Origin of the sequence: Achromobacter sp. AONIH1 (assembly GCF_002902905.1) — a bacterium.
GTDB lineage: Bacteria > Pseudomonadota > Gammaproteobacteria > Burkholderiales > Burkholderiaceae_B > Achromobacter.
Genome location: NZ_CP026124.1, coordinates 345,570 through 367,880 on the forward strand (window position 1 = coordinate 345,570; position 22,311 = coordinate 367,880).

Annotated in this window: 24 protein-coding genes and 3 pseudogenes; 6 read left to right on the forward strand and 21 right to left on the reverse strand. The window is 63.7% G+C overall.

Translation table 11 applies throughout. The features are described 5' to 3' along the window. Positions 1-39 precede the first annotated feature (39 nt). The 16 genes from C2U31_RS01545 to C2U31_RS01625 all read right to left on the reverse strand — a co-directional run bounded on the left by C2U31_RS01545 (position 40) and on the right by C2U31_RS01625 (position 14,132). A complete protein-coding gene (locus tag C2U31_RS01545; RefSeq protein ID WP_103271253.1) occupies positions 40-330 on the reverse strand; it encodes a DUF4035 domain-containing protein in 291 nt (96 codons plus the stop codon). Then, the gene (locus C2U31_RS01550) at positions 330-806 is read right to left on the reverse strand and encodes a phage tail assembly chaperone (RefSeq protein ID WP_103271254.1); all 477 of its coding nucleotides are present in this window, start codon (positions 804-806) and stop codon (positions 330-332) included. The genes C2U31_RS01545 and C2U31_RS01550 overlap by 1 nt, the downstream gene beginning before the upstream one ends. A gap of 5 nt (positions 807-811) precedes the next feature. Continuing rightward, on the reverse strand, positions 812-1,279 hold the full coding sequence (locus C2U31_RS01555) for a phage tail tube protein (protein WP_103271255.1): 468 nt from the start codon (positions 1,277-1,279) through the stop codon (positions 812-814). Between the two features lie 523 nt (positions 1,280-1,802). Beyond that, the gene (locus C2U31_RS01565; protein WP_000108283.1) at positions 1,803-2,048 is read right to left on the reverse strand and encodes a DUF2274 domain-containing protein; all 246 of its coding nucleotides are present in this window, start codon (positions 2,046-2,048) and stop codon (positions 1,803-1,805) included. Further along, positions 2,045-3,325, reverse strand: a complete 1,281-nt coding sequence (locus tag C2U31_RS01570) for a TrbI/VirB10 family protein (RefSeq protein ID WP_003092274.1) — start codon at positions 3,323-3,325, stop codon at positions 2,045-2,047. Before C2U31_RS01570 ends, C2U31_RS01565 begins: the two co-directional genes overlap by 4 nt. A 2-nt stretch (positions 3,326-3,327) precedes the next feature. After that, positions 3,328-4,320 carry a P-type conjugative transfer protein TrbG gene (gene trbG, locus C2U31_RS01575; RefSeq protein WP_000776560.1) on the reverse strand — a complete coding sequence of 331 codons (993 nt, stop codon included), beginning with the start codon at positions 4,318-4,320 and terminating at the stop codon, positions 3,328-3,330. Then, positions 4,317-5,021, reverse strand: a complete 705-nt coding sequence (gene trbF / locus C2U31_RS01580; RefSeq protein WP_001211312.1) for a conjugal transfer protein TrbF — start codon at positions 5,019-5,021, stop codon at positions 4,317-4,319. The genes trbG and trbF overlap by 4 nt, the downstream gene beginning before the upstream one ends. Before the next feature lie 18 nt (positions 5,022-5,039). Next, positions 5,040-6,407, reverse strand: coding sequence for a P-type conjugative transfer protein TrbL (gene trbL / locus C2U31_RS01585; protein WP_023093366.1), 1,368 nt, complete (start codon positions 6,405-6,407; stop codon positions 5,040-5,042). Then, positions 6,404-6,730 (reverse strand): hypothetical protein, encoded by a 327-nt coding sequence (locus C2U31_RS01590; RefSeq protein WP_014603538.1) that lies wholly within the window; start codon positions 6,728-6,730, stop codon positions 6,404-6,406. The genes trbL and C2U31_RS01590 overlap by 4 nt, the downstream gene beginning before the upstream one ends. A 12-nt stretch (positions 6,731-6,742) precedes the next feature. Next, positions 6,743-7,486 (reverse strand): P-type conjugative transfer protein TrbJ, encoded by a 744-nt coding sequence (gene trbJ / locus C2U31_RS01595; protein ID WP_003092277.1) that lies wholly within the window; start codon positions 7,484-7,486, stop codon positions 6,743-6,745. Beyond that, positions 7,483-9,933: a conjugal transfer protein TrbE gene (trbE, locus tag C2U31_RS01600; protein ID WP_000933135.1), complete on the reverse strand. Its 2,451-nt coding sequence runs from the start codon at positions 9,931-9,933 to the stop codon at positions 7,483-7,485. The genes trbJ and trbE overlap by 4 nt, the downstream gene beginning before the upstream one ends. Before the next feature lie 12 nt (positions 9,934-9,945). Beyond that, positions 9,946-10,215 (reverse strand): VirB3 family type IV secretion system protein, encoded by a 270-nt coding sequence (locus C2U31_RS01605; RefSeq protein ID WP_003092280.1) that lies wholly within the window; start codon positions 10,213-10,215, stop codon positions 9,946-9,948. After that, positions 10,212-10,598 (reverse strand): TrbC/VirB2 family protein, encoded by a 387-nt coding sequence (locus C2U31_RS01610; protein WP_000150010.1) that lies wholly within the window; start codon positions 10,596-10,598, stop codon positions 10,212-10,214. Before C2U31_RS01610 ends, C2U31_RS01605 begins: the two co-directional genes overlap by 4 nt. Further along, positions 10,595-11,665 (reverse strand): P-type conjugative transfer ATPase TrbB, encoded by a 1,071-nt coding sequence (trbB, locus tag C2U31_RS01615; protein WP_023093367.1) that lies wholly within the window; start codon positions 11,663-11,665, stop codon positions 10,595-10,597. Before trbB ends, C2U31_RS01610 begins: the two co-directional genes overlap by 4 nt. Further along, the gene (locus C2U31_RS01620; protein WP_000085131.1) at positions 11,662-12,138 is read right to left on the reverse strand and encodes a ribbon-helix-helix protein, CopG family; all 477 of its coding nucleotides are present in this window, start codon (positions 12,136-12,138) and stop codon (positions 11,662-11,664) included. Before C2U31_RS01620 ends, trbB begins: the two co-directional genes overlap by 4 nt. Continuing rightward, complete coding sequence (locus tag C2U31_RS01625) at positions 12,135-14,132, reverse strand: conjugal transfer protein TraG (protein ID WP_001163195.1); 1,998 nt, start codon at positions 14,130-14,132, stop codon at positions 12,135-12,137. The genes C2U31_RS01620 and C2U31_RS01625 overlap by 4 nt, the downstream gene beginning before the upstream one ends. A 305-nt stretch (positions 14,133-14,437) precedes the next feature. On the opposite strand from C2U31_RS01625, the gene C2U31_RS01630 reads away from it, so the two are divergent. From C2U31_RS01630 to C2U31_RS01640, 3 genes and pseudogenes are all read left to right on the forward strand, one after another. After that, entirely contained in the window at positions 14,438-15,343 is a 906-nt protein-coding gene (locus tag C2U31_RS01630) for a LysR family transcriptional regulator (RefSeq protein WP_023093368.1), read from the forward strand. A gap of 281 nt (positions 15,344-15,624) precedes the next feature. Beyond that, the gene (locus C2U31_RS01635; RefSeq protein WP_000043569.1) at positions 15,625-16,155 is read left to right on the forward strand and encodes a hypothetical protein; all 531 of its coding nucleotides are present in this window, start codon (positions 15,625-15,627) and stop codon (positions 16,153-16,155) included. 101 nt (positions 16,156-16,256) lie between these two features. Then, a pseudogene (locus C2U31_RS01640) lies at positions 16,257-16,436 on the forward strand (integrase core domain-containing protein); the annotation flags it as partial. Between the two features lie 228 nt (positions 16,437-16,664). Here C2U31_RS01640 and C2U31_RS01645 read toward each other — a convergent pair. From C2U31_RS01645 to C2U31_RS01660, 4 genes are all read right to left on the reverse strand, one after another. Continuing rightward, the gene (locus tag C2U31_RS01645) at positions 16,665-16,982 is read right to left on the reverse strand and encodes a multidrug efflux SMR transporter (RefSeq protein WP_000539741.1); all 318 of its coding nucleotides are present in this window, start codon (positions 16,980-16,982) and stop codon (positions 16,665-16,667) included. Positions 16,983-17,040: 58 nt separating this feature from the next. Beyond that, positions 17,041-17,304 carry an EexN family lipoprotein gene (locus C2U31_RS01650; protein ID WP_000717310.1) on the reverse strand — a complete coding sequence of 88 codons (264 nt, stop codon included), beginning with the start codon at positions 17,302-17,304 and terminating at the stop codon, positions 17,041-17,043. A gap of 32 nt (positions 17,305-17,336) precedes the next feature. Further along, entirely contained in the window at positions 17,337-18,242 is a 906-nt protein-coding gene (locus tag C2U31_RS01655; RefSeq protein WP_000405670.1) for a LysR family transcriptional regulator, read from the reverse strand. 93 nt (positions 18,243-18,335) lie between these two features. After that, positions 18,336-19,739: an efflux transporter outer membrane subunit gene (locus tag C2U31_RS01660; RefSeq protein WP_000078291.1), complete on the reverse strand. Its 1,404-nt coding sequence runs from the start codon at positions 19,737-19,739 to the stop codon at positions 18,336-18,338. A gap of 100 nt (positions 19,740-19,839) precedes the next feature. Between C2U31_RS01660 and C2U31_RS01665 the strand changes: the two are divergent. From C2U31_RS01665 to C2U31_RS01675, 3 genes and pseudogenes are all read left to right on the forward strand, one after another. Then, positions 19,840-20,379 (forward strand): annotated as a pseudogene (locus C2U31_RS01665) (TetR/AcrR family transcriptional regulator); the annotation flags it as partial. Beyond that, on the forward strand, positions 20,271-20,666 hold the full coding sequence (locus C2U31_RS31185) for a multidrug efflux SMR transporter (protein WP_369869777.1): 396 nt from the start codon (positions 20,271-20,273) through the stop codon (positions 20,664-20,666). The pseudogene C2U31_RS01665 and the gene C2U31_RS31185, both read left to right, overlap by 109 nt. 15 nt (positions 20,667-20,681) lie before the next feature. Beyond that, positions 20,682-21,302, forward strand: a complete 621-nt coding sequence (locus tag C2U31_RS01675; protein WP_000837791.1) for a DUF3313 family protein — start codon at positions 20,682-20,684, stop codon at positions 21,300-21,302. Positions 21,303-21,375: 73 nt separating this feature from the next. Here C2U31_RS01675 and C2U31_RS01680 read toward each other — a convergent pair. Then, positions 21,376-22,056 (reverse strand): annotated as a pseudogene (locus C2U31_RS01680) (DUF932 domain-containing protein); the annotation flags it as partial. Positions 22,057-22,311 lie beyond the last annotated feature (255 nt).

The window sequence follows — 22,311 nt, forward strand, 5'->3', positions numbered from 1 at the left end:
TGCCGTCCCCGGCCCGCACGCGGCGGGCCGGACACGTCATCAAGACCCCTTGTTGACCTTCGACAGCAGGAACGCCTTCAATGCGTCGGCGCCCGCTTCGGCGGACGGCTGCGCATCGTCGGCGTCCCAGCGCACCAGCATGTCCGTGACGCGGACCTTGGCGCCCGCCGCCTGCGCCACCACGGCGGCAAGGCTGGCGGCCAGCAGGTCGGCGCGCTCGTCGCCCAGCGGCGACTGGCGGTTGAACTCCCGCCACAGGGACAGCTCATGGGTGTCGATGGCATCCATCAACTCGCCCAGGGTGCGGCCCAGCCGAAGGGCCAGGATCATCAGGAAACGGAGGTCTGGCGTTTCCTGGAAGGCTTTTTTGCGTGCGCGTCGGCTCCCTCCCCGAGGTTGCCCAGCTCGATCGCCTTGGCCGCCAGCATCAGATGCGCCGGGCCGAAAGCCGCGGCCACGGCGTCCACGTCGGCGTCGCCGAAGACGCGGCGCGGGCCGGCTTCGGTCTGCTCGTACAGCGTGCGCACCAGCAGGCTGGCCGAGGCGCGGGTGTAGTCCACACCCGGCGCGTCCAGCTTGGCGCGCACGCTGTCATCGGCCTCGCCGGGCGTGACGCCCGCGGCGGCCCAGATGGCGCGGATGTGGAACAGGTGATCGCTGGGACTGGGCGCGCGCACGATGACGCTGGCGCCGTCCCACTCGGGAACGTTCAGCGCTTCCGAGCGAAAGCCCGCCAGCGGATCGGTGACCCGGTCGCGCAGGCTGGCCGGCGCCTTGGCGCGGGCCTTGATGGACGTGTCCGTCATGGCGCTCAGCCTCCGTTGGCCGGGGCGTCGGTCATCTTGACGGCGCCGGTGACGCGCACGTTGAACGTGGCGGACACGACGTTGTCCAGCTGGCCTTGCCACTGGTATTGCGTGACCAGGCCCAGGAACTCGAACTTCGAGCCATCGGCGAAGGTCACGCGGAAGGCGCGGCTCTTCTTGTCGCTGCGGGCCGCGACCAGCACCTTCTGGGCGGCGTCGCCGGCCTTCCAGTTGCCGGCCATGCTGAAGGTGCCGCTGTCGTCCAGGCCCAGCGCGTATTCCTTGGCGGCGGACTTGAGCACGGTGACGTCGATCTCGGTGGTCTGGCCGCCCTGGAAGTTCGGGTCCTTGATGGTGATGGCCAGGTCGGCGTAGGTCAGGCCGGTGGCGGCCAGGTCGTTGGTGCTCGTGGTGGACACTTCCAGCTGCGTGCCCTGGGTCTGAACGAATTGCGAAACGGTAGTACCAGCCATTGCTGACTCCAAAAAAAACCCGCCGGAAATGGCGGGCGAAACGGAATTGCGGCCCCTGCCGCGCATCCATGAAAGAAGGACCACCGGGCCGCGCGCATGGCGATGCGCTTGCGTCACGCAAGTCGCGTGCGCCGCGGACGGAATGGTCCTGCGAAGAAAAAGAGGCTCCTGGGCATGCGCCCGGGAGCCTCTTCGAAAACCTGTCGGAATGCCGCGATCGGCCGGCAACAAAAAAGTGCCGGTGTCAATTCTTTCGCGCAAATCAAGAAGGACTTGAAACCGTATATGGGACAGTAGGTTAGCTCCTTTCGGGGCCGCTTAGAAGAAGAGCGGCGTTGTCGGCTAGGAGCGACATAGGAGCGTTGGGAGAGAAAGCCGCATCGCACTGTGTAGTGCTGGATTGCCGAGGAACGGCGGGCCTGTCGCATCATCATAGCCCAACAGGCTCGGCGGCATCCAGAATGAAGAACGCGCAGCCTGGGCTGCGCGTTCGATGGATGCCGTTGAATAGCATGCGGTGCAATCATGGCGGCTTCGGTGGTGTGCTGCGGGTCGCCGTGCCCTTCCTGAATCCTCGATCCCCCGCCATGAACGCTTCCAGCATATGCGGGATCAGCGTCGCCGCATCAACGGCCTCGCCATACGCCTGCGCGTGTAGCGCGGCGTAGCGGTCGAGGTCGACTTTCAAGCTGGTCGGGCAAACGAAAGTCAGCTTGGTGCTCTCGGTCTTCGGCAGCGGGCCGAGCCGCAGCTTCTTGGTCGTGCTCATCGTGAAGTCCCCCGGTTGAAGAACAGCGGCTGGTACGGCCGCAGCACCAGATCCCGGTTGACGATGATGCGAACCGGCAGGCCCGGCCGTTGCGTTAAGGTCGGCTGGATGTTGAGGTTGCGCCGGGTCATCTCCTGGCCGACCTGATTGATGCTGTCCTGCGCGCTGTCGCGCCCAGCGATGATGACGCGATCACCATCCTGCCGGTTCTCCGGCGCGGCCAGCTCGGCACCGACGCCCAGCAGCGTGGTGAGTGCCGCACCGGCAAAGATGCGGCCCCAGTGGTAGTCCACATCGTCCTCCAGCCCGGCATAGCCGGCTGGGTCGGTGCCGGCCAGGTTGTCGAGCGTGAGCGAAGACGTGTCCGGCAGGATGATCCGGTTCCAGACGACTTGAACGCGGCTCTGCCCGTAGCTGACCTGGCTGTTGTATTTGCCCAGGATGCGCGAACCCTGCGGAATCAGCAGGAAGCGCCCGGTGGCTGTGTCATAGACCGGCTCCGTCACCGTGGCGATCACGTCGCCGGGCAAGTCCGACTTGATGCCCGTCACCAAGGCACCTGCGACCACTGTTCCGGCCATAACCTGATACGGCGAAATTGGCAGAGTCAGATTGCCGGAATTACGGGTTTCAGTGGGGCCAGCTTTCATGAAAGCCTCTTTCTGGTCTTGCCGGTTTTGCACCGCTGTCGGGTCAGCAGGTTGGGCCGCCGTGGAGGCCGGCCCGGCCGCCAGCGGGTCAAACGCCGCATTGGCGGCGAAGCCCGGCGCAGCGGCCACCTGTGTCTGCGCTACCGGCGCCGCATTCTGCCCACCCGAGCGGAAGAACACGGACGAGGCCGCGGCCGCCTCGGCTTCTTTTCGCAGGGCATCGTTCGGGTCGTGACCGGGGGCCGCGTAGGCAGCCGTCGCCGGTTGCTGCGACTTCACGATAGCCGGGCCAAGATCGCCCGGCAGCGGTGGCCCTAGTTCGGGAACGGCAGGCAGCAACGCCGGCGGCAGCTTGGAATAGTCCGTCGGCAGCGCATCCAGTCCTTCCGACTTTGACACGCGATCGACGTTGTAAAGCTCGGTCTGCTCGCCTGTGCTGCGTCGATGAGGTTGCAGCGACCACATCAGCGCGCCGAGCACGGCGACCGCTAGGACGCCGGCAAGGATGGCCAGCGAGCGCCGGTTCAGGCGTGTGACTGGACGCGGCTGGGCGCGCAGCGCCACTGCCTCCGGCGCCACCTTGTCCGCCTGCGGCGCGGCAAGGTCGGGAGTGTCATCCTGGCTCATGGTCAGTTCCTCCGTGCAACACCATCGGTGCGCTCGATCCGCACCACGTCGCCGCCATCGCCGCCCAGCCGCAGTTCGGCCGCGCCGAACAGGCGATCCACGACGTAGTACGGCGAGCGAAAACGGTAGTTCACCAGTTGCCCGTCGCCCTGCGCGCCGATGACAAACAGCGGCGGCAGCTCGCCCTGGGCGATGCCCGGCGGGAACTGGATATAGACCTTCTCTCCATCATCGAAGGCGCGCAGAGGCTTCCACGGCGGGTTGCTGCCCGATACCGCGTAGCGGAAGCGGATCTTGTCCAGCGACAGGCCCGTATCGACAGGCGTTGTTGCCTGCGCTGCCTGCGCCTGGCGCTGCAACGCGAGCATTCGGTCTTTCGGATAGTCCCAGGACACCGACGCCATCCATGCCCTCTCGGTCGAGGTCAGCTCCAGCAGGTAGGTGCGCCGACTGGTGGTGATGACGAGATTGGTTTTCAGACCGGAGCGGATAGGCTTGACCAGCACATTGACGCGCAGATCGGCCCCGCCGCCGCTGGACGTGTCGCCCACGATCCAGCGCACGGTATCGCCGGCGGCGACCGTTACCAGTTCCTCGCCCGGTTGAAGCGAAACCACCGTCACGCGCCCCGGCGACGCATAGACCTGATAAAGCGCGCCATCGGTGAACGGCCACACCTGAATCGCGTTGACGTAGCCCTCACGGGTAGGCGCGATACGCGCTTCTGCATTGGCACGGGAAACGCGCACCTTTTCGTCGGCCGGCTCCGGCGCAACGGGGGCCTCATCGAGTTCCGGCAGGGGCTTCAACTGCGCCGGCAGCGCCAGCGGTTCAGGGACGGCGACGACTTCGACGGGCTTGGGCGGTTCGGGCAACGGCTGGGCCAGCACCGTCTCGTCGAGCGAGATGGATGGCGGCGGCTTCCCCTGCGAGGCGCAGCCCGCGAGGGCCAGCAGCGTCAAAGGAACAACGTAAAGGCGGAAACGAAGTTTCATGGTTTGGCTCCTTCGGAAGAATCCAGTTCGCGGCTCCATGACAGGCCGTTGACGTAGATACCCAATGGGTTCTTGAGCAGGCGCTGTTCAGTACGCGGGGTTTGCAGGACGGTCGAAAGCACGGCGTTCCAGCGTTCGGTGCCGGCGGGCGCACCGTTGACATAGCGCTGCTCTGTCCAGCGCACGTTGAAAGACGTGTCGCTCGCGCGAACCACGCTGGTGATTTGCACCGTTACCGATTCCTTGCCGATGCGGGCGAATGGGTCATTGGTGCGGGCGTAGTCGTTGAGCACCGCCGCGCCCTTGTCGGTGGTGTAGTCGTAGGCATCGAGCCAGTTCTGCCGCACCACGATGGGGTCGATGGACAGCGAGCGAACCAGCGTCACGAAGCGCGCCAGGTGGTGCGCGATCTGCGCGTCGCCGGGCCGGTACGGCGTGGCGGCCTCTCCCACGGCGCGCACCTGCCCGGCTTGATCGACCTCGATGACATAGGGCGTCACGATGGACTGCGCCGAGCGCCACACCAGGCCGCCGGCCATCAACAGCGCGAGCACTAGGCAGCCGAAGGCCATCAGGCGCCAATTCTTCGCCTGCACGCGGGCGGAGCCGATACGGTCGTCCCACACCTGGGCGGCGGCTTGATACGGGGTGGCAGGCTGCGGCGTATCGGCGTAGCGCACCTGCGGTCGTTTGAATCGCATGGGTGTTCTCCTTGAAGGTTAGGTATCGGAATCCCGCAGGCTCGGGCCTTGCCCGGAGCCGCCGCCGTCGCCGCCGCGCAGCGTGTGGGCGGCAGTGGTCGCGGCATGGGTAGCCTGCTGGCGGCGGTGCATCCGCTTGGCCCAGGCCGGTTGCTGTTGCTTCTGCGAGCCTGCGGTGCCGTCTGCGGTCTGGCCGGGGCCAGCACCGTCGCTGCCGGCTTCTGTGCCGTTCCAGCCAGCGCGGAAGGAGTCGGCCACCTTCTGCCCAACAGCGGAAGCACCAGAGGTGACGCTGCGGCCTGCGGCTTGTGCGCCAGTCTTGGCGACATTGCCGAGGCCAGCCGCCGCGCCCTTGGCACCGCCGCCGGCCGCAGCGGAACCGGCCTGGAACGCCGATCGGGCACTGCCGGCCGCCGAAGTCGCGGCACGCGCACCGGCACCGGCCAGCTTTGCGGCCGCCGGGGCCATTCGTGCCCCGGCCATGACGGCGCCGCCCACGCCCGTTACGGCGGCGCCGATGGCAACGCCGGTGCCGACAGCCCCGACCGCAGCACCAGCCATCGCGCCCGCACCAAGCTGTGGCGCACCGGACACCAGGCCGGTGGCGATACCGGGGCCGAAAATGCCCAGCGCCAGCAGCGCGAGCGAGGCCAGCATCACGACCAGCGCGTGGTCGATGGATGGTTCGTCGGGATGCACCTGGAACTCGGCGAACAGGCCTGAACCGATGCCGACGATGACGGCCAGCACCAAGACCTTGATGCCTGACGACACCACGTTGCCTAGCACCTTTTCCGCGAGGAACGAGGTCTTGTTCCAGAGTGCAAACGGGATCAAGACGAAGCCGGCGAGCGTAGTCAGTTTGAACTCGATCAGCGTGATGAAAAGCTGTACGGCCAGCACGAAGAAGCAGAGGATCACCACCAGCCAGGCGATGAACAGAACCACGATAGGGTCGATGTTCACGAACACCTCGGGGAACCCAGCCATGTCCCCGATCTGTTCCAGAATCGGCGCGGCTGCGTCGATGCCGGTCTTCGCCAGCCGGCCCGGCTGAAGGAAGTTCTCCATCGTGATGGCCGAGCCGGTAGCGGTAATTCCCAAGCCGGCGAACGAGCGGAACACGATGCTCGCCAGCCAGTTGAAGTTGCCGATGATGTAGGCGAACGCGCCGACACAGAGCACCTTGCGCAGCAGCTTGGCGATCACGTCGTCGCCCTGGCCGGTGGCGTGGCTCATGGCCCAATACAGGCCAGCGATCGTCATGTCGATGACGATGAGCGTGGCGGTGAGAAATGCCACTTCGCCCTGCAATAAGCCGAAGCCCGAGTCGATGTAGCGCGAGAACGTATCGAGGAAACGGTCGATGATGGTCACGTCGTTCATGGCGAATCCTCGGGCGGAGTGAGCGGAACGGCGCCCTCTGGCAATTCATCTGCGGGCGTATCGAAGCTCGGCGGAATCGGCGGGAGTTCAGCCAGCGAGTTGTATTCATCCGGCCCGGTATGGCCGGCGAAGAAGCGCCGCCGGAAGGCTTCAGCGGCGGCGCGGCAGGCATCCTCGCCCACGGCCTGCCGGTCGGCCGCGCATTGCCCGCGCAACGCCTTGAGCCGCACCGGATCTGCGGCCAGGGCGTCGGCCAGGTTCTCGGCCGGCTGCTGGCCGCACGCGGTCAGCAGCACGGCCATCAGGACGGAAGCGCATCGCATGGCCGCCTCCGGTCAGTTGTTATAGAAGTTGACGGACTGCGGCGTGTACGGCGTGCCGGTGCCCAGAAAGCGCCGCCGCACTTCGCGGGCGCGCTCCATAGCCGCCGCTTGCCGCGCCAGTTCCAGTGAAGCGGCCCGGTCTTGCGTGATCTGGAGCTGCTGCGCCTGGATCGACTGCTTGGCCTGCAAAGCCAGGAGCTGGTTCGTCGCCTGCATCGCTTGCAGCGCGCCGGTGGCCGACTGGCTCTGGCTCACGAGATCGGCCAGCGCGCTTTCGTCTTGGGCGAGGTTCTGCGACACCTGCGCCTGCATCCGCATCGCGGTGTGCAAGCCGTTCAAGGTGTTCTGCCAGCGTTCGCGGGCGTCCTGTGCCATGCGGTCGCCGCTGATGGTGGCGGCGTACTGTTCCGGGTACAGGCGGGCGAACGTGGCATCCATGCTCTGCACGTCGTAGGCCAAGCCGCGCGCCTCGGCGATCAGGCGCTCGGTGGTGGCGAGCGTCGAGCGCAGGCGGTTGACGATGTTGAAGTCGAGATTTGCCAGGTTCCTGGCCTGGTTCATCAACATCTGCGCCTCGTTCTGAAGCTGGTTGATCTGGTTGTTGATCTGTTCCAGCGTGCGCACGGCGGTCAGCGTGTTCTGCACGAAGTTGGACGGGTCGAACACCGTCAGCGCGGATGCGGGCTGCACGGCCAGCAGCGATACCGACAGCACGGCAGCGAGTGAGACAGAGAGCAAACGGGGCTTGGTCTTCATGGTGAAACCTCCAGCGGTTGAGAAGCGAGAAAGGAAGCTGCCGCCGGAGCGGACGGCAGCAGGTCGGCGGCCCAGCCGAGGCCGCGATGGCGCAGCCACGCGCCGGCGAAGCCGGGAGCGCCGGCCTGCGTCAGCACGCGGTCAATATCGCGTTGGTCTTGAGGGGTGGATGCGCCCGCGAATGCGAGCGCGACAGGCCCCAGGTCGAGGTCGAACAGGCGATTGCCGAGGCGCGACTGGTAGTAGTAATCGCGCTTGGGCTGTGCGGTCGCCACGATCTCAATCTGGCGGCTGTTCAAGCCGAAGCCTTCGTAGATCGTGCGAATCTGCGGCTCGGTGGCCTGCGGGTTAGGTAAGAAGATCCTGCTCGCGCAGCTTTCGATGATGGCTGGCGCGATGGTCGAGTCCTTGATGTCGGCCAGCGACTGCGTGGCAAAGATGACGCTGACGTTCTTTTTTCTGAGCGTCTTGAGCCATTGCCGGATGCGGGCCGCGAAGGACGGCTCATCGAGGAACAGCCACGCTTCATCGAGGATCAGCAGCGTGGGCGCGCCGTCAAAACGTTCGTCGAAGCGGGCGAACAGGTAGCGCAGCACTGCTTGCACGGCGGCGGGGCTGTGCATCAGTTCTTCCATCTCAAAGCCCTGCACGTCGGCCATGCCCAGCCGGTCGTGGTCAGCGTCCAGCAGCTTGCCGTGGGCGCCGCCCAACACATAGGGCGCGAGCGCTTGGCGCAGCGCGTTGGACTGCAATAACACCGACAAGCCGGTCATGGTGCGCTGCTCCACTGGCGCACCGGCAAGGCTTCGCAGCGCCGACCAAATGGCAGCCTTCTCGTCCGGGCCGACCGTCACGCCTTCGTGCAGCAGCCGGCCCTCCACCCATTCGGCGGCCCAGGTGCGGTAGCCCTCGTGGGCTATTCGCGCGAGTGGCTGGAAGGCGATGCCGCCATCGGCACCGAGGTCGTAGTGCTCACCGCCAAGGCCGAGGATGGTGGCGCGCATCGAGCGCCCCATGTCGAAGGCGAAGATCCGCGAGCCGAAGTAGCGCCGGAACTGCATGGCCAATATGGCGAGCAGCACCGACTTGCCCATGCCGGTCGGCCCGGCGACAAGGGTGTGCCCCACGTCGCCGATGTGCGTCACCAGCCGGAACGGCGTCGCGCCATCGGTGCGGGTGACGATCAGCGGCGGGCCATCGAGGTGTTCGTTCTTCTCCGGCCCAGCCCATACCGCTGACATCGGCATCATGTGCGCCAGGTTCAGCGTCGAAACGATGGGCTGACGCACGTTCGCGTATGCGTTGCCGGGGACGGACGACAGCCAGGCATCGACTGCGTTGAGGGTTTCGGGGATGGTCACGAAACCCCGGCCCTGGATGACGCGCTCCACCATGCGCAGCTTCTCGTCGGCCACGGCCGGGTCGGCGTCGAGCACCGTCACCGTGGCGGTGAGGTAGCCGAAGGCGACTTGATCGCTGCCCAGCTCCTGCAAGGCGGCATCGGCGTCGGCGGCCTTGTTGCTGGCATCGGTATCGACCAGCGGGCTTTCCTGCTGAAAGATCGTTTCGCGCAGCAGCGCGATGACGTTCTTGCGCTTGGCGAACCATTGGCGCCGCAAGCGCCCCAATTCCCGTTCCGCCTCGGCTTTGTCCAGGCACAGGAAGCGCGTACTCCAGCGATACGCAAAGCCCAGGCGGTTGAGGTCGTCCAAGATCCCCGGCCAGGTCGAGGTCGGGAAGCCTCGTACCGACACCACGCGCAGGTGCTGATCGCCCAGCATGGGCGCCAGGCCGCCGACCAGCGCGGCATCGGCCAGCAGTGCGTCGATATGGAACGGCACGTCGGGCACGCCGACGCGATAGCGCCGCGTGGAGACTGTGGCATGCAGGTAGGTCAGCGTCTGGCTATCGTCCAGCCAGGCAATCTCCGGCATCACACCATCGAGCAGGTCGAACACGCGATCGGTCTCTGCCACGAAGGAATCAAGCCGACCACGCCAGTCCACACCCTCAGTGGGCCGGTTCTCGTACAGCATCCCAGCCGCACGGGCGCGAGACTCTTGCGGCGGTAGGTGTTGCAACGTGAAGTGATAGACGCTCTCGAAATGGCCATCCGACTCCTCGAACGCCGCGCGTCGCTCCTCATCCACCAGCCAGGACAGTGGTTCGGGAAAGGAGGATTGCGGATAGCTCGATGCCCGCATCCGCTCGGCCTCGATATAGAAGGCCCAGCCAGACCCGGTACGGCGAAGCGCGTTGTTCTGCCGCGCCGACGTGGCAATCAGCTCGCCCTGTGTCGCACTGTCCAAGTCGGGGCCGCGAAACTGGAACGTGCGTTGAAACGAACCATCTTTGTTCAGCACAACGCCCGGCGCGACCAGCCCGGCCCAGGGCAGCCAGTCGGCAAGCAAGGCCGGGCGCTGACGATATTCGGCAAGGTTCAGCATGGCGTCCTCCCCTCACACGTCCAGAAGCGGGCGGTGTTTGATATGCCGCGCGAAGACCTGCATGAACTGCGGATCGACGCGCGCACCCCATACGGCCAGCGAGTGGCCGACGATCCAGAGCACCACGCCGGGAATCCACAGTTGCAGGCCCAGCCCGACGGCGGCGGCTAGCGTGCCGTTGGCAATCGCCACGGTGCGCGGCGCACCGCCCAGCAGGATCGGCTCGGTCAGCGAGCGATGCAGCGGCACTTCAAAGCCCGGAAGATCGGTGGCCTTACTCATACGACGGCCCCTCCGGAGAAGCTGAAGAACGACAGGAAGAACGAGGACGCGGCGAACGCGATGGACAGGCCGAACACGATCTGGATCAGCTTGCGAAAGCCGCCGCTGGTATCACCGAACGCCAGCGCAAGCCCCGTCGAGATGATGATGATCACCGCCACGATCCGGGCGACTGGCCCTTGGATGGATTCGAGGATGGAGGTCAGCGGCCCTTCCCACGGCATCGAGGAACCGGCGGCCTGCGCCGTGCCCGCCAGCAACAGCATCAGCGCGGCCAGCAGCAGCCCTTGCCCTGCGGGACGGGCCAGGTGGCGCAGCCGCGCCATGCTGGACAGGCGAGAAATAGGATTTACGGAAAGACGGAAAGCATCAACGTGCGTCATGGCAGTTCTCCAGGTTGGTCAGGGGTCGAGGAAGGCGCAGCGGCAGCGGCTGCAAGAGGAACCGGCGGCAGCTCGGGAAACGGCGTTTCCAGCGCATCTGTCAGGCGATAGCCCGCACCGTCGAAGCCGACGACACGGGAGATGGTTTCGACGTGACGTTTGCGGCCACGGCCTGCGATGTGAATCACCACGTTGACCGCCTCGGCGATCAGGGCGCGGGGCGGATTCACTGCCACTTCGAGGATCAGTTGCTCCAGACGCAGCAGTGCGCCCAAGGCGGAGCCGGCATGGATGGTGGCAATGCCGCCGGGGTGGCCGGTGCCCCAGACCTTCACCAAGTCCAGGGCTTCGCCGCCACGCACTTCGCCGACGATCACGCGGTCAGGCCGCAGGCGCATCGTGGCCCGCACCAGCTCGGTCATTGTGACGACGCCGGCGCGGGTGCGCAGCGGCACATGGTCGCGGGCCGCGCATTGCAGCTCGATGGTGTCTTCGAGCACCAGCACGCGGTCGCCTGTGGCGGCGATCTCGGCCAGCAGCGCGTTCGCCAGCGTGGTCTTGCCGGTGCTGGTGCCGCCGGCGATCAGGATGTTCTGCCGCTCGCGCACGGCGCGGCGCAGGAACTCGGCCTGCCCGGCGGTCAGGATGCCGTCGGCCACGTAGCGATCCAGGCCGATGATGCTCACGGCCCGCTTGCGTAGCGCGAAGGCTGGCCCCGGGGCGGCCGGAGGCAGGATGCCCTCGAAACGCTCGCCGGTTTCCGGCAACTCGGCGGTCAAGAGCGGCTGGCCGCGATGCACCTCCGCGCCGACATGCGCGGCGACCAGGCGGATGATGCGTTCACCATCGGCCTCGGGCATCTCCACGCCCAGCGGCGAGCGACCCGACGACAGCCGATCCACCCACAGGGTGCGATCGGGGTTGAGCATGATTTCCACAACATCCGGATCTTCGAGCGCAGCGGCGATCAGCGGCCCCATCGCCGTGCGCAGCATCTGGATGCGGCGATCCTGGGACGCCGCGGCGGATGAGCGAGATTCAGGCGGAATCTGCGGAACGGCACTCATGACGCACGCTCTGCAGCTCGCTCATCGGCGGACGCCATCGCTGCTGCGTCATCCATCCGCATCGGATCGGGGTGCAGTTCCTCCACCACGTCGCGCACCAGACTGCGGCCACGCAGCAGGTGGCGACCCAACTGCTCGACGAACTGCTCGAAGCGCGCTTTGCCCTGGGCGCGGGCCGCGTCCTTGTGGGCTTCTGGCACCGGCGTGCTGATGGTCAAGAAATAGCGGATGAACAGCGCCAGCGTTTCGATCTGGATGTTCTGGTCGCGCTCCATGCGTTCGGTCTGCCGCGACAGTCGATCCAGCCGCTTGGCAATGGCGGCCTCACGCTGGTCGCCCGCATCGGGTGACAGCCAGGACGCCAAGGCCGCTGCGACGATGGAGGACTTGGACACGCCTTTCTTGGCGGCAAGTTCATCCAGGCGCTTGGCGTGCTCGGGCTGGATGAAAAGATTGAGGCGGTATTGGCTCATAGGTCGATTCCGTCGTTGGGGTCGAGAGAAGCCAGCCGGGCCGTGCGCTGCATGGCCGGGTCGAGCTGGCCGGGAAGCGGGAGCGCCAGGTCGTCGTCATCGAGCAGCTCCAGGTCGTTCGCACACGCGTCCAACTCGGGCTCGTAGGCGACGGTTTCGGAGAGTTCGAGCTGGCGGCGCGGGCCGCCGTCATCGGTGCCGCCCGGACCATCGGCGGATACCGAGGTCGGCGCCGTAGGTACGGCCGGGATCGCCAAGCCGCTCCAGTCGTCGGGGCGGGCTGGCGGCGCGTCGGCGTACCTCCCGACTGCGAGCACGGGCGGTGGCAGGACGCGATCCTTGAAATTGGCGTCGACGTAGTAACGCAGCTTCTTCGCGCGGATCGGGGCAACGCTGGACACCATGACTACGGCGTCCTCAGGTGGAAGCTGCATCACCTCGCCGGGCGTCAGCAGCGGACGTGCAGTTTCCTGACGCGACACCATCAGGTGCCCCAGCCACGGAGCGAGGCGGTGGCCCGCGTAGTTGCGCTGCGCGCGAAGCTCGGTGGCGGTGCCGAGGGTTTCGGAAATCCTTTTCGCCGTCCTTTCGTCGTTGGTGGCGAAAGTCACCCGGACATGGCAGTTGTCGAGGATGGAATGGTTCTGCCCATACGCCTTGTCGATCTGGTTCAGGCTTTGAGCGATGAGAAAGCTGCGGATGCCGTAGCCGGCCATGAAGGCAAGCGCGGACTCGAAAAAATCGAGGCGACCCAGCGCCGGAAACTCGTCCAGCATCAGCAGCAGCTTGTGCCGGCGCGCGATGCCATCGCTGCCGTCGAGCGATTCGGTCAGCCGCCGCCCGATCTGGTTCAAGATGAGCCGGATCAGCGGCTTGGTGCGGCTTATGTCGGAGGGCGGCACCACCAGATAGAGCGATACCGGGTGCTCGGCGGAAATCAGGTCGGCGATGCGCCAATCGCAGCGCGATGTGACTTCGGCCACGGTCGGGTCGCGGTACAGGCCGAGAAACGACATGGCGGTGGAGAGCACGCCCGATCGCTCGTTGTCCGACTTGTTGAGCACTTCGCGGGCAGCGGATGCGACAACCGGGTGAGGCGCATCGCCCAGGTGCTTCGTCGTCATCATCCGGTGCAGCGTCAGCTCGAACGGACACGCCGGGTCGCTGAGGAAGTTGGCGACGCCGCGCAGCGTCTTGTCCTCGCCTGCGTACAGAACATGCAAGATTGCACCGACCAGTAGCGCGTGGCTGGTCTTCTCCCAATGATTGCGCTTCTCTAACGCACCTTCAGGGTCAACCAGAATGTCGGCGATGTTCTGCACGTCGCGCACTTCATGTGCGCCGCGCCGGACTTCAAGCAGCGGGTTGTAGGCGGCCGACTGCCTATCGGTGGGGTTGAAAAGCAGGCAGTGCGAAAAGCGCGAACGCCAGCCCGCCGTGATCTTCCAGTTCTCTCCCTTAATGTCGTGAATGACGGCGGACGCCGGCCACGAAAGCAACGTAGGCACCACCAAGCCCACGCCCTTGCCCGAGCGCGTGGGTGCGAAGCTCAGGACATGTTCCGGCCCCTCATGTCGGAGGTATTGGTCGTCGTGTTGGCCGAGGAAGACGCCCGCCGGGAGGGTCAGTCCAGCTTTGCGGATGTCGACGGCATCGGCCCAGCGTGCCGAACCATAAGTCGTAACCAGCCGCGACTGCCGAGAACGCCATACCGACATGGCGATGGCGACGAGTAAAGCGAACAAACCGCTACCACCCGCAATCGCACCGCCTGTGTCGAAGACGTGCGGCGCGTAGGCATCAAAGAAGAACCACCATTCGAACAAGCGCCACGGGTGATAAACCGGTACACCTAGAAGATCGAACCAGGGCGATCCGAGGCGTACTTGATAGCCAAGGGTCGCTGCTGTCCATTGTGTGGCGCCCCAGACGCCGGCGATCACGATGCCGATTACCACAGCGATCTGGCCGAACAGAACGTTCGTCCCTTGCATGACCTGTCCTCCGATTTCTCCTGCGCTGGTGTCTCATTGAAAGCGTTGCACAGGGGGTGTCGCAGGCGTCAGGATCGGTTCTGGGCTAGTGCCGGTCAAAGACCGTTCGCAGCACAATGGTCGAGGGAAAAGAAAGAATGAGCGCGGTGGCGAGTCAAAGAAAAGCGCCGCAAGCGAAAGCGCACTGCGGCGCATACAGAGTTCCAAGCAAGTTACCCAAAAAAAGCCGTCAATGGGCCTTGCTTCCACTCATAGGCAATATTTAGATATCATGAAAAACGATGATATTTAAGATTGGAATAAAAATGAAAAATATCAAGAGTATGGATCTCAACTTGCTCAAGGCGCTGGACGCATTGTTAGACGAACGCAATGTGACACGGGCGGCGGCCCGTCTGGGACTAACCCAGCCGGCCTTGAGTGGCATGCTGACGCGGTTGCGCGAGAGCTTCGGTGACCCGCTTTTCGCGCGCTCGCAGCGGGGTATCGTTCCAACGCAGCGGGCGCTGGATCTAGGGATGCCTGTCAAGCAGGTGCTCGCCGAAATCGACGCGCTGCTCCAGCCACCTTCCTTCAATCCGGCCACCGCACAACTGACCTTCTCCATCGCCGCGACGGACTATGCGCTGCGTGCCGTTGCTGTCCCATTTCTATCGGCACTTAAACGGCACGCACCGCGTGTACGAGTCTCATTAGTGCCAGTCGAGAGCGGGCAGCTACAGAACCAGCTTGAGCGCGGTCAGATCGATTTAGCCCTCCTGACGCCAGAGATCACTCCGCCAAATCTGCATGCCCGAGAGCTGTTCAAGGAACACTATGTGTGTGTCCTGCGGGAAGACCATCCTGCGGCTATGGGGCGCAAGCTGACCGTTAAACAGTTCTGTGCTCTCGACCATGCGCTTGTTTCCTACGATGGTGGAGGTTTCCGCGGCGTCACCGACGATGCGCTAGAACAGTTGGGCAAACGACGCAGCGTCACACTGTCGGTCAAGAGCTTTCTGATCTTGCCAGACATCCTGCGTGCCAGTGACATGGTTGCGATCTTGCCGAGCCGCTTGGTCGCCGGTATGGACAAGCTGGCTATCTCCCTGCCGCCGGTGAAGATACCGGGGTTCACCAAGACGGCTGCTTGGCACGAACGCACCCATCACGATCCAGCACATCGCTGGATACGAGCACTGCTGTTCACTTCCTGTGCTAACAACAAGTAGGCAAGATCGCTCCTATCGTCATGCTCAGCACAACTCTACCTCGCACTACAAATAAGCAATCAGTCGGCTCAATTGGAGACGCGCCCTTTCGTAGCGCCGCTGCGAGATAGCCTAGTCGGTGGATGGCAGAACCTAGGCCTTGATATCATATTTTATGATATCAAAAATAGAAACTTAGGATTTCACTTATTGCAGATGGAGGCTCATGATTTGCTCCATGACCACTTGAATGACGCAGCCACCCCTGTTGCGTCATCGACATTTTGTGAAGGAGCTTCGATATGAGCAAGCAACAGAACGCCATCCTCTGGCCCGAAGGCTACACGCCGGGCTTTACTGAGAATTTCGCCTCCAATGAGATCATCGCCGCCGGCTTGAGCGCGGCCGACGTATGGCCTCTACTCGTCACACCATCGCTGTGGCCAAGCTACTACGCCAACTCGGCTAACGTGTGCTTTCATGACGGCAAAGGCCCGGTACTGGCCGACGGCGATCGGTTTTACTTCGAGACCTTCGGCTTCCCGGTAGAGGGGCAGTGCAACGAATACGTGCCACCTGCGGATGGGCAACCCGGCCGCGTGGCCTGGCACGGCTGGTCCGGCGAGGAAGGCACAGATACGCGCCTGGATGTGCATCACGCCTGGCTGGTTGAGAACCTGGACGGCAGGCGCGTGCGCATCCTCACGCAGGAAACTCAGAAGGGCAAACCGGCCGAGGAGCTGCACAACGCCAAACCCAACCCGATGATCAACGGCCATCAGGACTGGCTCGACAGCTTGGTCGAGGCAGCGCGCAAAGCCAAGCAGGCGTAGTGGTCTCCGGCCGCTTGATCCCAAGCGTCTGAACGGAGAAAACCATGATGAGAACTCCCCTCAGGATTCTGCTGGTCCTGACTTCGCAGGCAACGATGGGCGACGAACTGCTCAACCGCGAATGGTTCCGCAGTCGGACCGAAGCGAAGGTGCTGATCGAACGTTGGCGACAGTTCTACAACGAGCAGCGGCCGCATAGCGCGCATGCTTACAAACCGCCGGCGACGATCCGGCGCAACTGGATCCAATCCGATAGCATCCCCTCCGAACTCACTGCCTGACTGGCTACAAAGTTCGTACTCAGGTCACCTTGGCGCAGGCACTGAAGGTGGAGCCACCCGGAATGGGTGCTCCCACCGCCTTACGCGCACTGGCTCGAACTCTCCCGAGGCGCCGGCAAGCTCGTCACATAGCGACTAGAGAGAGGAGGTGACCGTACGAGTTCCCAGCGCCCGATCCACTCTGGGAGCTGGGTCGCCTAGCGACTACGCTACCAATGGAGCTAGCGATCAACTCGATAACTTGAGCGTGATAACGCCCAGGATGATCAACGCCACGCCAAGGTATCGCATCAGGGAGGTTGGGTCGCCATAGAAATGAATTCCGACTAAGAAAGTTCCCGCCGCTCCGATACCCGTCCACACCGCATAAGCAGTCCCAATCGGTATCTGACGCTGAGCAAGCCATAGGAAGGCGCCGCTAATTGTCATGAAAGAGACGGCTACTGCGACCCCACTCCAACGCGATGTTGGCTCTTGCGCCATTTTCAGCCCGACCGGCCATCCGATTTCAAACAATCCAGCCAAAACAAGATAGATCCAACCCATTGCGATTCTCCTTCAAATTTTTCATATCCGGCATACATACTCCGGCATGACCACCAGCTTAGAACTTCGGCGGCTCTTTAGGCGTGGTGTGGGGCACATCGCCATCTTCGTAAAAGCGCTTTCGCGTAGCCTCGGCAACCCGGTTACATAGTTGGTCGCCCAGCATTGGTCGATCCAACTTGCATTGCTTGCGCAACTCTTTCAGACGCTCAGGATTGAGCGCTAATTCATCGACTGTCGGAAGGTTGGCTTTATCTGGTTTCCCAGATGGGCTGCAGGCTGCCAATGTCGAGGAAAGCAATATGAGAGCAATCTTCTTCATGGTTAATTTTCTTTGGGAGATTGTGTGATGGTTTACCGCCGACCTTTGGCATCTGGAGATTTGATCGAATGAACGCGTTCCATGAAGCGAGTCAGCATTTCTGACGGCTCGCTGGCCGGCCGTAGTAGATAGGTCGTGAGCATTGGCGAACGTCCAGTCAGCGGCCGTGCGACCACCCCCTGTTCCCTGCTGGCTGTGATATGCGCGCCTCCTGTGAGGCCTAGTGCAAGTCCCGCCGAAACCAGGACCATCATTAGATCGCTGGAAGTCACGCGTTCGGCAATCAGTGGCTCTATGTCCACGCGACGTAGCACCCGTTCAACTTGCCGAGCATGGCCCTCACACGCCACCGCGTCGCAGAGCACCAGCGGATACCGCAACAGCTCTTCTAGGGGAATCTGTTTGTGGGATAGCAAGGGGTGCCGTGCGGGCACAGCTACCATCAGAGGGTCACTCCACACCGGCACGGCGATGATGCCTTCGCCGACTTCATCCGATTGAGCGAAGCCGAGATCGTACAGTTCGCCACACAATCCCTTGATTTGCTGTGCCAAAGGCACCTCGAAGAAGCGAACTTCCACTTCCGGCTCTTCCTGCCGGCAGAGCGCCAACAACGCAGGCAGGCGCGATGGCGTGATTCCATCAGACAATGCAATACGGAGCTGGCAATGAAAGCCATTGGCTGCGGCGTTCACACTGTCGCGCGCCTGCTGCAAAGCTGCGAAGACACGCGGCACGCTCTCAAAGAAGAGCCTGCCCGCACGAGTCAAGCGGGTGCTCCGAGTGGTTCTCGCAAATAGCGCTACGCCCAACTCTTCCTCAAGTTCCTTGATGGCGCGCGACAGCGGCGATGTCTCTATGTGGAGGCGCTCTGCGGCTCGGGCAAAGTGCAGCTCCTCTGCCACCGCCAGAAAGTAGCGCAGGTGTCGAATTTCCATGTTCGCATTCCTCATCACTCAGGCCTCACCACCTTCGCCTTGCGTCACGCTATTTAGCTAGCCTTCGCAAGCTGCTCCAGCATGTTTCTGCGATCAAACAGGAGAGCCGGATAATGCTTTTGCCAGGACGCCCCATTGCATGGCTGTCTCGGCCCGCGTGCGGATCAGCGAAGCCTGCGCTGACAGCACCCCGGCCTCAGCCTCGGCCACCACCGTGGCGTCCACTTGTCCCGCCTCGAACAGACGTCGGCTGCGATCGAGCTGACGCTCCGCGACTGCGACACCCTCGGCCTGATGCTCCAGTGCTGCGTGCTGCGTATGCCAACCGAGATATGCGTTCTCTACGTCCTGCAAAGCACTCAACAAAGTGCGCTCGAACTCCGCACGGGCAGCTCGGCTGCGCGCCTCTCCGGTCTCGATGCCGGCACGGATCGCGCCACCATCGAAGATCGGCAACGACACCCCGGCCCCAAGTGAAAAAATGTTTCCAGTGATGCGGGTTCCCACACTCTCTACGCGCTGCCGTCCGCCGCTCAGGTCCAACACCAGCCTGGGGAAGCGTTCGCCTTCGGCTGCGTTCCAGCGCGCGGTTTCGGCGGCGAACTTCGCTTCGGCGGCGCGCACGTCGGGCCGCTCACTCAGCAGGTCCGCAGGTATGCGTGTCGGTGTCCAGTCCGGGACGGCGAGCGACGCAAGAGTTGGGGAAGCTGCAGGCGCTCCGGGCGTTTGTCCCACTAGTACATCGAGTGCATGCGTCGCCTCGCCGCGCGCACGCCGCAGTTGCTCTTGCTCCACGCGCAGTGCGACGACGCCGGCGCGGGTACGCTCGATGTCGAAGCCGGTAGCTTGTCCGGCCTCGAACTTCCGTTGCATCAGCAAGACGAGTCGTTCTGCGGATGCCAGCCGCGCCGCGGCTAGCGCTTCGAGCTCACTGGCTTGGCGCTGCTGCACAGCCGCCGACACTGTTTCAAACGCGACCTGCCACCGCGTGGCAACCCACGCTTGTTCGGCTGCCACCGCATCCAGGCGCGCACCTTCTGCTGCCTGCGAAAGCCGTCCCGACAGGTCTGCCTCCCACGATGCGGACAACGTGGCGCGGCCATCATTGCCGATTGCAACGTTCTCTGAATAGTCGCGTCCTCGAGTTGCCTGCGTGCCCGCGGACAACGAGGGGAGCAGGGAGGCCCGTGCTCGCCGCGTGGCGGCCGATGCCTCGTCCACGCGCGCTCGCGCAATCGTCAGTTCGGTATTGCGCTCCAGCGCCGCCCGGACCAAGGCATTGAGGTGCGGATCGCCGTAGGCCGTCCACCAATCGACGGGAAGAGTACGGCGGGACGATTTGTCCAAGATGCCTTCACCTCCCTCTTCATTTGAGAAATGGGCCGGTACATCCAGGCGAGGTGGATCGGCAGAGTGCGGGGCATGGCTGCAGGCCGCAAGAAGCAGTAGCGGAGAAATCATGGCAATGAGGCGATAGCGTTCAAGAATTTGAGACATGGCAGCTCCTTGCGCTCCGAAAAAGTCTTGACGGACTGTTGTATGGCTTCTACTATACCGTCTGGACTGTATATGACTCAAGCTTTTTTGGAGCACGACCATGCCGCCCCGCGCGAAAACAAAGTTGCCCCCCCCGTCCACTGCCCATAGCAGCGCCGATGCGCAGCCCGGCCTCCAGCAAGGAGCCCAGCGAACTCGCGACCGCATCCTGCAGGCCGCCCGCGAACTGGTGCTGGAGGAAGGTGCCAGTCGCTTGACACTGGACGCCGTCGTTGTGCGGGCCGGGTTGAGCAAAGGGGCGTTTCTCTATCACTTCAAGACCAAACGCGATTTGTTCGTGACACTGATCGACGAGATGATCCGGGCGTTCGACGCGGTACAAGCCAATCACGAGCGCAGGTTTGCCGGAGATCCGGACCCCTGGCTGTCGAGCCAGGTGGAAGCGATGCCCGACGACGAGATGCAGAAGATGGGCGCAGCGCTGCTCGCGGCAGCTGCGGAAGATCCAACACTTCTCGACCCACTGCGCGAGTGGTACCGCGTGCAGTACGAACGCGTGCGTCGATCCCCGCGTGGCACCGAGACCGCGGCACTCATCATGCTGGCATTGGATGGCGCCCTGTTCGCCGATCTTCTGGGTTTGCCAATACTCGCACCCGCAGAGCGGCGGCATTTCTTTCGGGCGCTCCAGGATCTCGCCTCGGGCCATCTCGAACTTGTCCCGGCAAAAGGACGCACAGCGGCGCACTTTTGTGGTTCGCGCTCAAGCGGATTCCGATCAGCGCGGCCTCTGCAGCCTGGGCAGGAATCGGGCTACTTGGAAACTTGGGCGTCGGCGCCCTCCTACTAGGCGATGTCGCATCGGTAACGCGCTGGTCTGGCACCGCCCTCATCGCAGCAGGCATTGCCTGTCTTAGTTTCGTTTGATCAAGGAGACCCATTATGAAGAGCAAAACTGCATTGATCCGCGGCGGCATCTTTTTTTGCGTAGCAGGCGCGCTCTCTGGATGCGCGACCAACAGCATGACGCGCTCCGGATTTCTCGGCGACTACGAGAAGTTATCGCCGACACGATACGAGAACGTACTGATGTACCGCGCAGCGGGATTCGAGCCCAAGCGTTATGCCGCTGTCGTGGTGGAAGAAGCGCAGATCAAGACCGCCTCGGGTCGCATCGATGGGCTCGATGACGCGCAGCAGCGCGAAGTGCTAGACCATGTGACGAGCGAACTGAAACGCCAGGAAGGCAAAAGTCCCGCCCCCCCAGGTGGCGCGGGACAGGTTCGGGTGCGTGTAGCGGTCACCGAACTGCAGACACCGAATCGGGCAGTCAATGCAATGACGACCCTGCTGGTTGGACCCGTGACGACGGGTGGTGCCAGCCTAGAGTTCGAAGCAGTCGATTTAAGGACGGGACGCCGGGTTGCTGCCGCCAGTTGCTTCGAGCGCGGCAACGTCATTAAAGAGTTCGCCGGTTCGTACACATTGCTGGGTCATGCCAAAGCGGCGATCACGAACTGCATCGAGCGCATCGACAGCGCTTGGCGGGACACGCAGCCATGAGCAACGCTTCACAGGCTTGGCTCCGGCAGGATGCCATGGTCGGCGGTGATCACAAATGGCTGGCGGGTGGCGACTGGACGATAGAGCACACGCTCCACAGGTCGGGGCGGCGGTCGTCGAAGCGGCGCGGCATCAGGATTTGCGATTCCGTGATGGGCGCGGGCTTGTCGGGGTCGTCGTACTTGAGGGCGAGCGCGGCGCGGGCGAACACTTCGGATTCGCCATCGTCCAAGGTGATGCCGCGCATGGCATCGCGCGATTCCTTCACCCGATCGAAACCGCTCAAGACTTCGTAAGCCCCCTCAATGACCAGACCGGCCACGTCGCCTTTATGGGGCACTCGCACATCGGCCACGGTGTTGCCGCAGACAAGGCCATTGCTGCACACGAACCGGAACATTCCGGCCAGCATCTGATAGCTGCTGGTGCCGTCGTGCGAGTTCAGCAGCACGATTTCGTTGGCCTCCGCGCCGTTGATCTGGCTGGCATGGCGCAAGCGAATCATGTGTTTGGTGTGCTCGCGCTTGCCTTCGTCGCGCACGCGGGTTTGCGTCACCATGAAAGGCTGGAAGCCTTCTTTGCGAAGCTCGGTCAGCACGGCGGCGGTGGGGATATAGGCGTACCGCTGCGAACGGCTCTCGTGCGGGGCATCCGCGAAGATGGACGGGGCCACGCGGTGAATCTGGTCGTCGGACAGCGGGTAATCGCTGCGCAGCGAGGGGGAGCGGAAAGCGAAACGGGATGCGAGTTGCATGGTCTTTCTCCTGACAAAAGAGGTTTGCTGTTCACACCGCACACCGGATTTCTAGATTCGGAGCCCAGCCTTTCGGCTGTTTGGTGCGGTCGGCACGAGGAACCCGGTTGGCCCTGTTGCCACCGTCTTTCCTGAGTTCATCGCCCGCGCCCAAAGGAGCGCGCGGACGGGGGCCGTCAAGGAGCCAAGCGCAGGGTTGGTGCGGCCCGCAGGCGCAGCCGAGGACACGGCCCTGCGCGCCTTGACGGCACACGG

Bases quoted from the DNA above. Each gene is read 5' to 3' on its own strand.
- C2U31_RS01545 (WP_103271253.1), bottom strand. From the start codon at position 330: ATGATCCTGGCCCTTCGGCTGGGCCGCACCCTGGGCGAGTTGATGGAT.
- C2U31_RS01550 (WP_103271254.1), bottom strand. From the start codon at position 806: ATGACGGACACGTCCATCAAGGCCCGCGCCAAGGCGCCGGCCAGCCTG.
- C2U31_RS01555 (WP_103271255.1), bottom strand. From the start codon at position 1,279: ATGGCTGGTACTACCGTTTCGCAATTCGTTCAGACCCAGGGCACGCAG.
- C2U31_RS01565 (WP_000108283.1), bottom strand. From the start codon at position 2,048: ATGAGCACGACCAAGAAGCTGCGGCTCGGCCCGCTGCCGAAGACCGAG.
- C2U31_RS01570 (WP_003092274.1), bottom strand. From the start codon at position 3,325: ATGAGCCAGGATGACACTCCCGACCTTGCCGCGCCGCAGGCGGACAAG.
- trbG (WP_000776560.1), bottom strand. From the start codon at position 4,320: ATGAAACTTCGTTTCCGCCTTTACGTTGTTCCTTTGACGCTGCTGGCC.
- trbF (WP_001211312.1), bottom strand. From the start codon at position 5,021: ATGCGATTCAAACGACCGCAGGTGCGCTACGCCGATACGCCGCAGCCT.
- trbL (WP_023093366.1), bottom strand. From the start codon at position 6,407: ATGAACGACGTGACCATCATCGACCGTTTCCTCGATACGTTCTCGCGC.
- C2U31_RS01590 (WP_014603538.1), bottom strand. From the start codon at position 6,730: ATGCGATGCGCTTCCGTCCTGATGGCCGTGCTGCTGACCGCGTGCGGC.
- trbJ (WP_003092277.1), bottom strand. From the start codon at position 7,486: ATGAAGACCAAGCCCCGTTTGCTCTCTGTCTCACTCGCTGCCGTGCTG.
- trbE (WP_000933135.1), bottom strand. From the start codon at position 9,933: ATGCTGAACCTTGCCGAATATCGTCAGCGCCCGGCCTTGCTTGCCGAC.
- C2U31_RS01605 (WP_003092280.1), bottom strand. From the start codon at position 10,215: ATGAGTAAGGCCACCGATCTTCCGGGCTTTGAAGTGCCGCTGCATCGC.
- C2U31_RS01610 (WP_000150010.1), bottom strand. From the start codon at position 10,598: ATGACGCACGTTGATGCTTTCCGTCTTTCCGTAAATCCTATTTCTCGC.
- trbB (WP_023093367.1), bottom strand. From the start codon at position 11,665: ATGAGTGCCGTTCCGCAGATTCCGCCTGAATCTCGCTCATCCGCCGCG.
- C2U31_RS01620 (WP_000085131.1), bottom strand. From the start codon at position 12,138: ATGAGCCAATACCGCCTCAATCTTTTCATCCAGCCCGAGCACGCCAAG.
- C2U31_RS01625 (WP_001163195.1), bottom strand. From the start codon at position 14,132: ATGCAAGGGACGAACGTTCTGTTCGGCCAGATCGCTGTGGTAATCGGC.
- C2U31_RS01630 (WP_023093368.1), top strand. From the start codon at position 14,438: ATGAAAAATATCAAGAGTATGGATCTCAACTTGCTCAAGGCGCTGGAC.
- C2U31_RS01635 (WP_000043569.1), top strand. From the start codon at position 15,625: ATGAGCAAGCAACAGAACGCCATCCTCTGGCCCGAAGGCTACACGCCG.
- C2U31_RS01645 (WP_000539741.1), bottom strand. From the start codon at position 16,982: ATGGGTTGGATCTATCTTGTTTTGGCTGGATTGTTTGAAATCGGATGG.
- C2U31_RS01650 (WP_000717310.1), bottom strand. From the start codon at position 17,304: ATGAAGAAGATTGCTCTCATATTGCTTTCCTCGACATTGGCAGCCTGC.
- C2U31_RS01655 (WP_000405670.1), bottom strand. From the start codon at position 18,242: ATGGAAATTCGACACCTGCGCTACTTTCTGGCGGTGGCAGAGGAGCTG.
- C2U31_RS01660 (WP_000078291.1), bottom strand. From the start codon at position 19,739: ATGTCTCAAATTCTTGAACGCTATCGCCTCATTGCCATGATTTCTCCG.
- C2U31_RS01675 (WP_000837791.1), top strand. From the start codon at position 20,682: ATGAAGAGCAAAACTGCATTGATCCGCGGCGGCATCTTTTTTTGCGTA.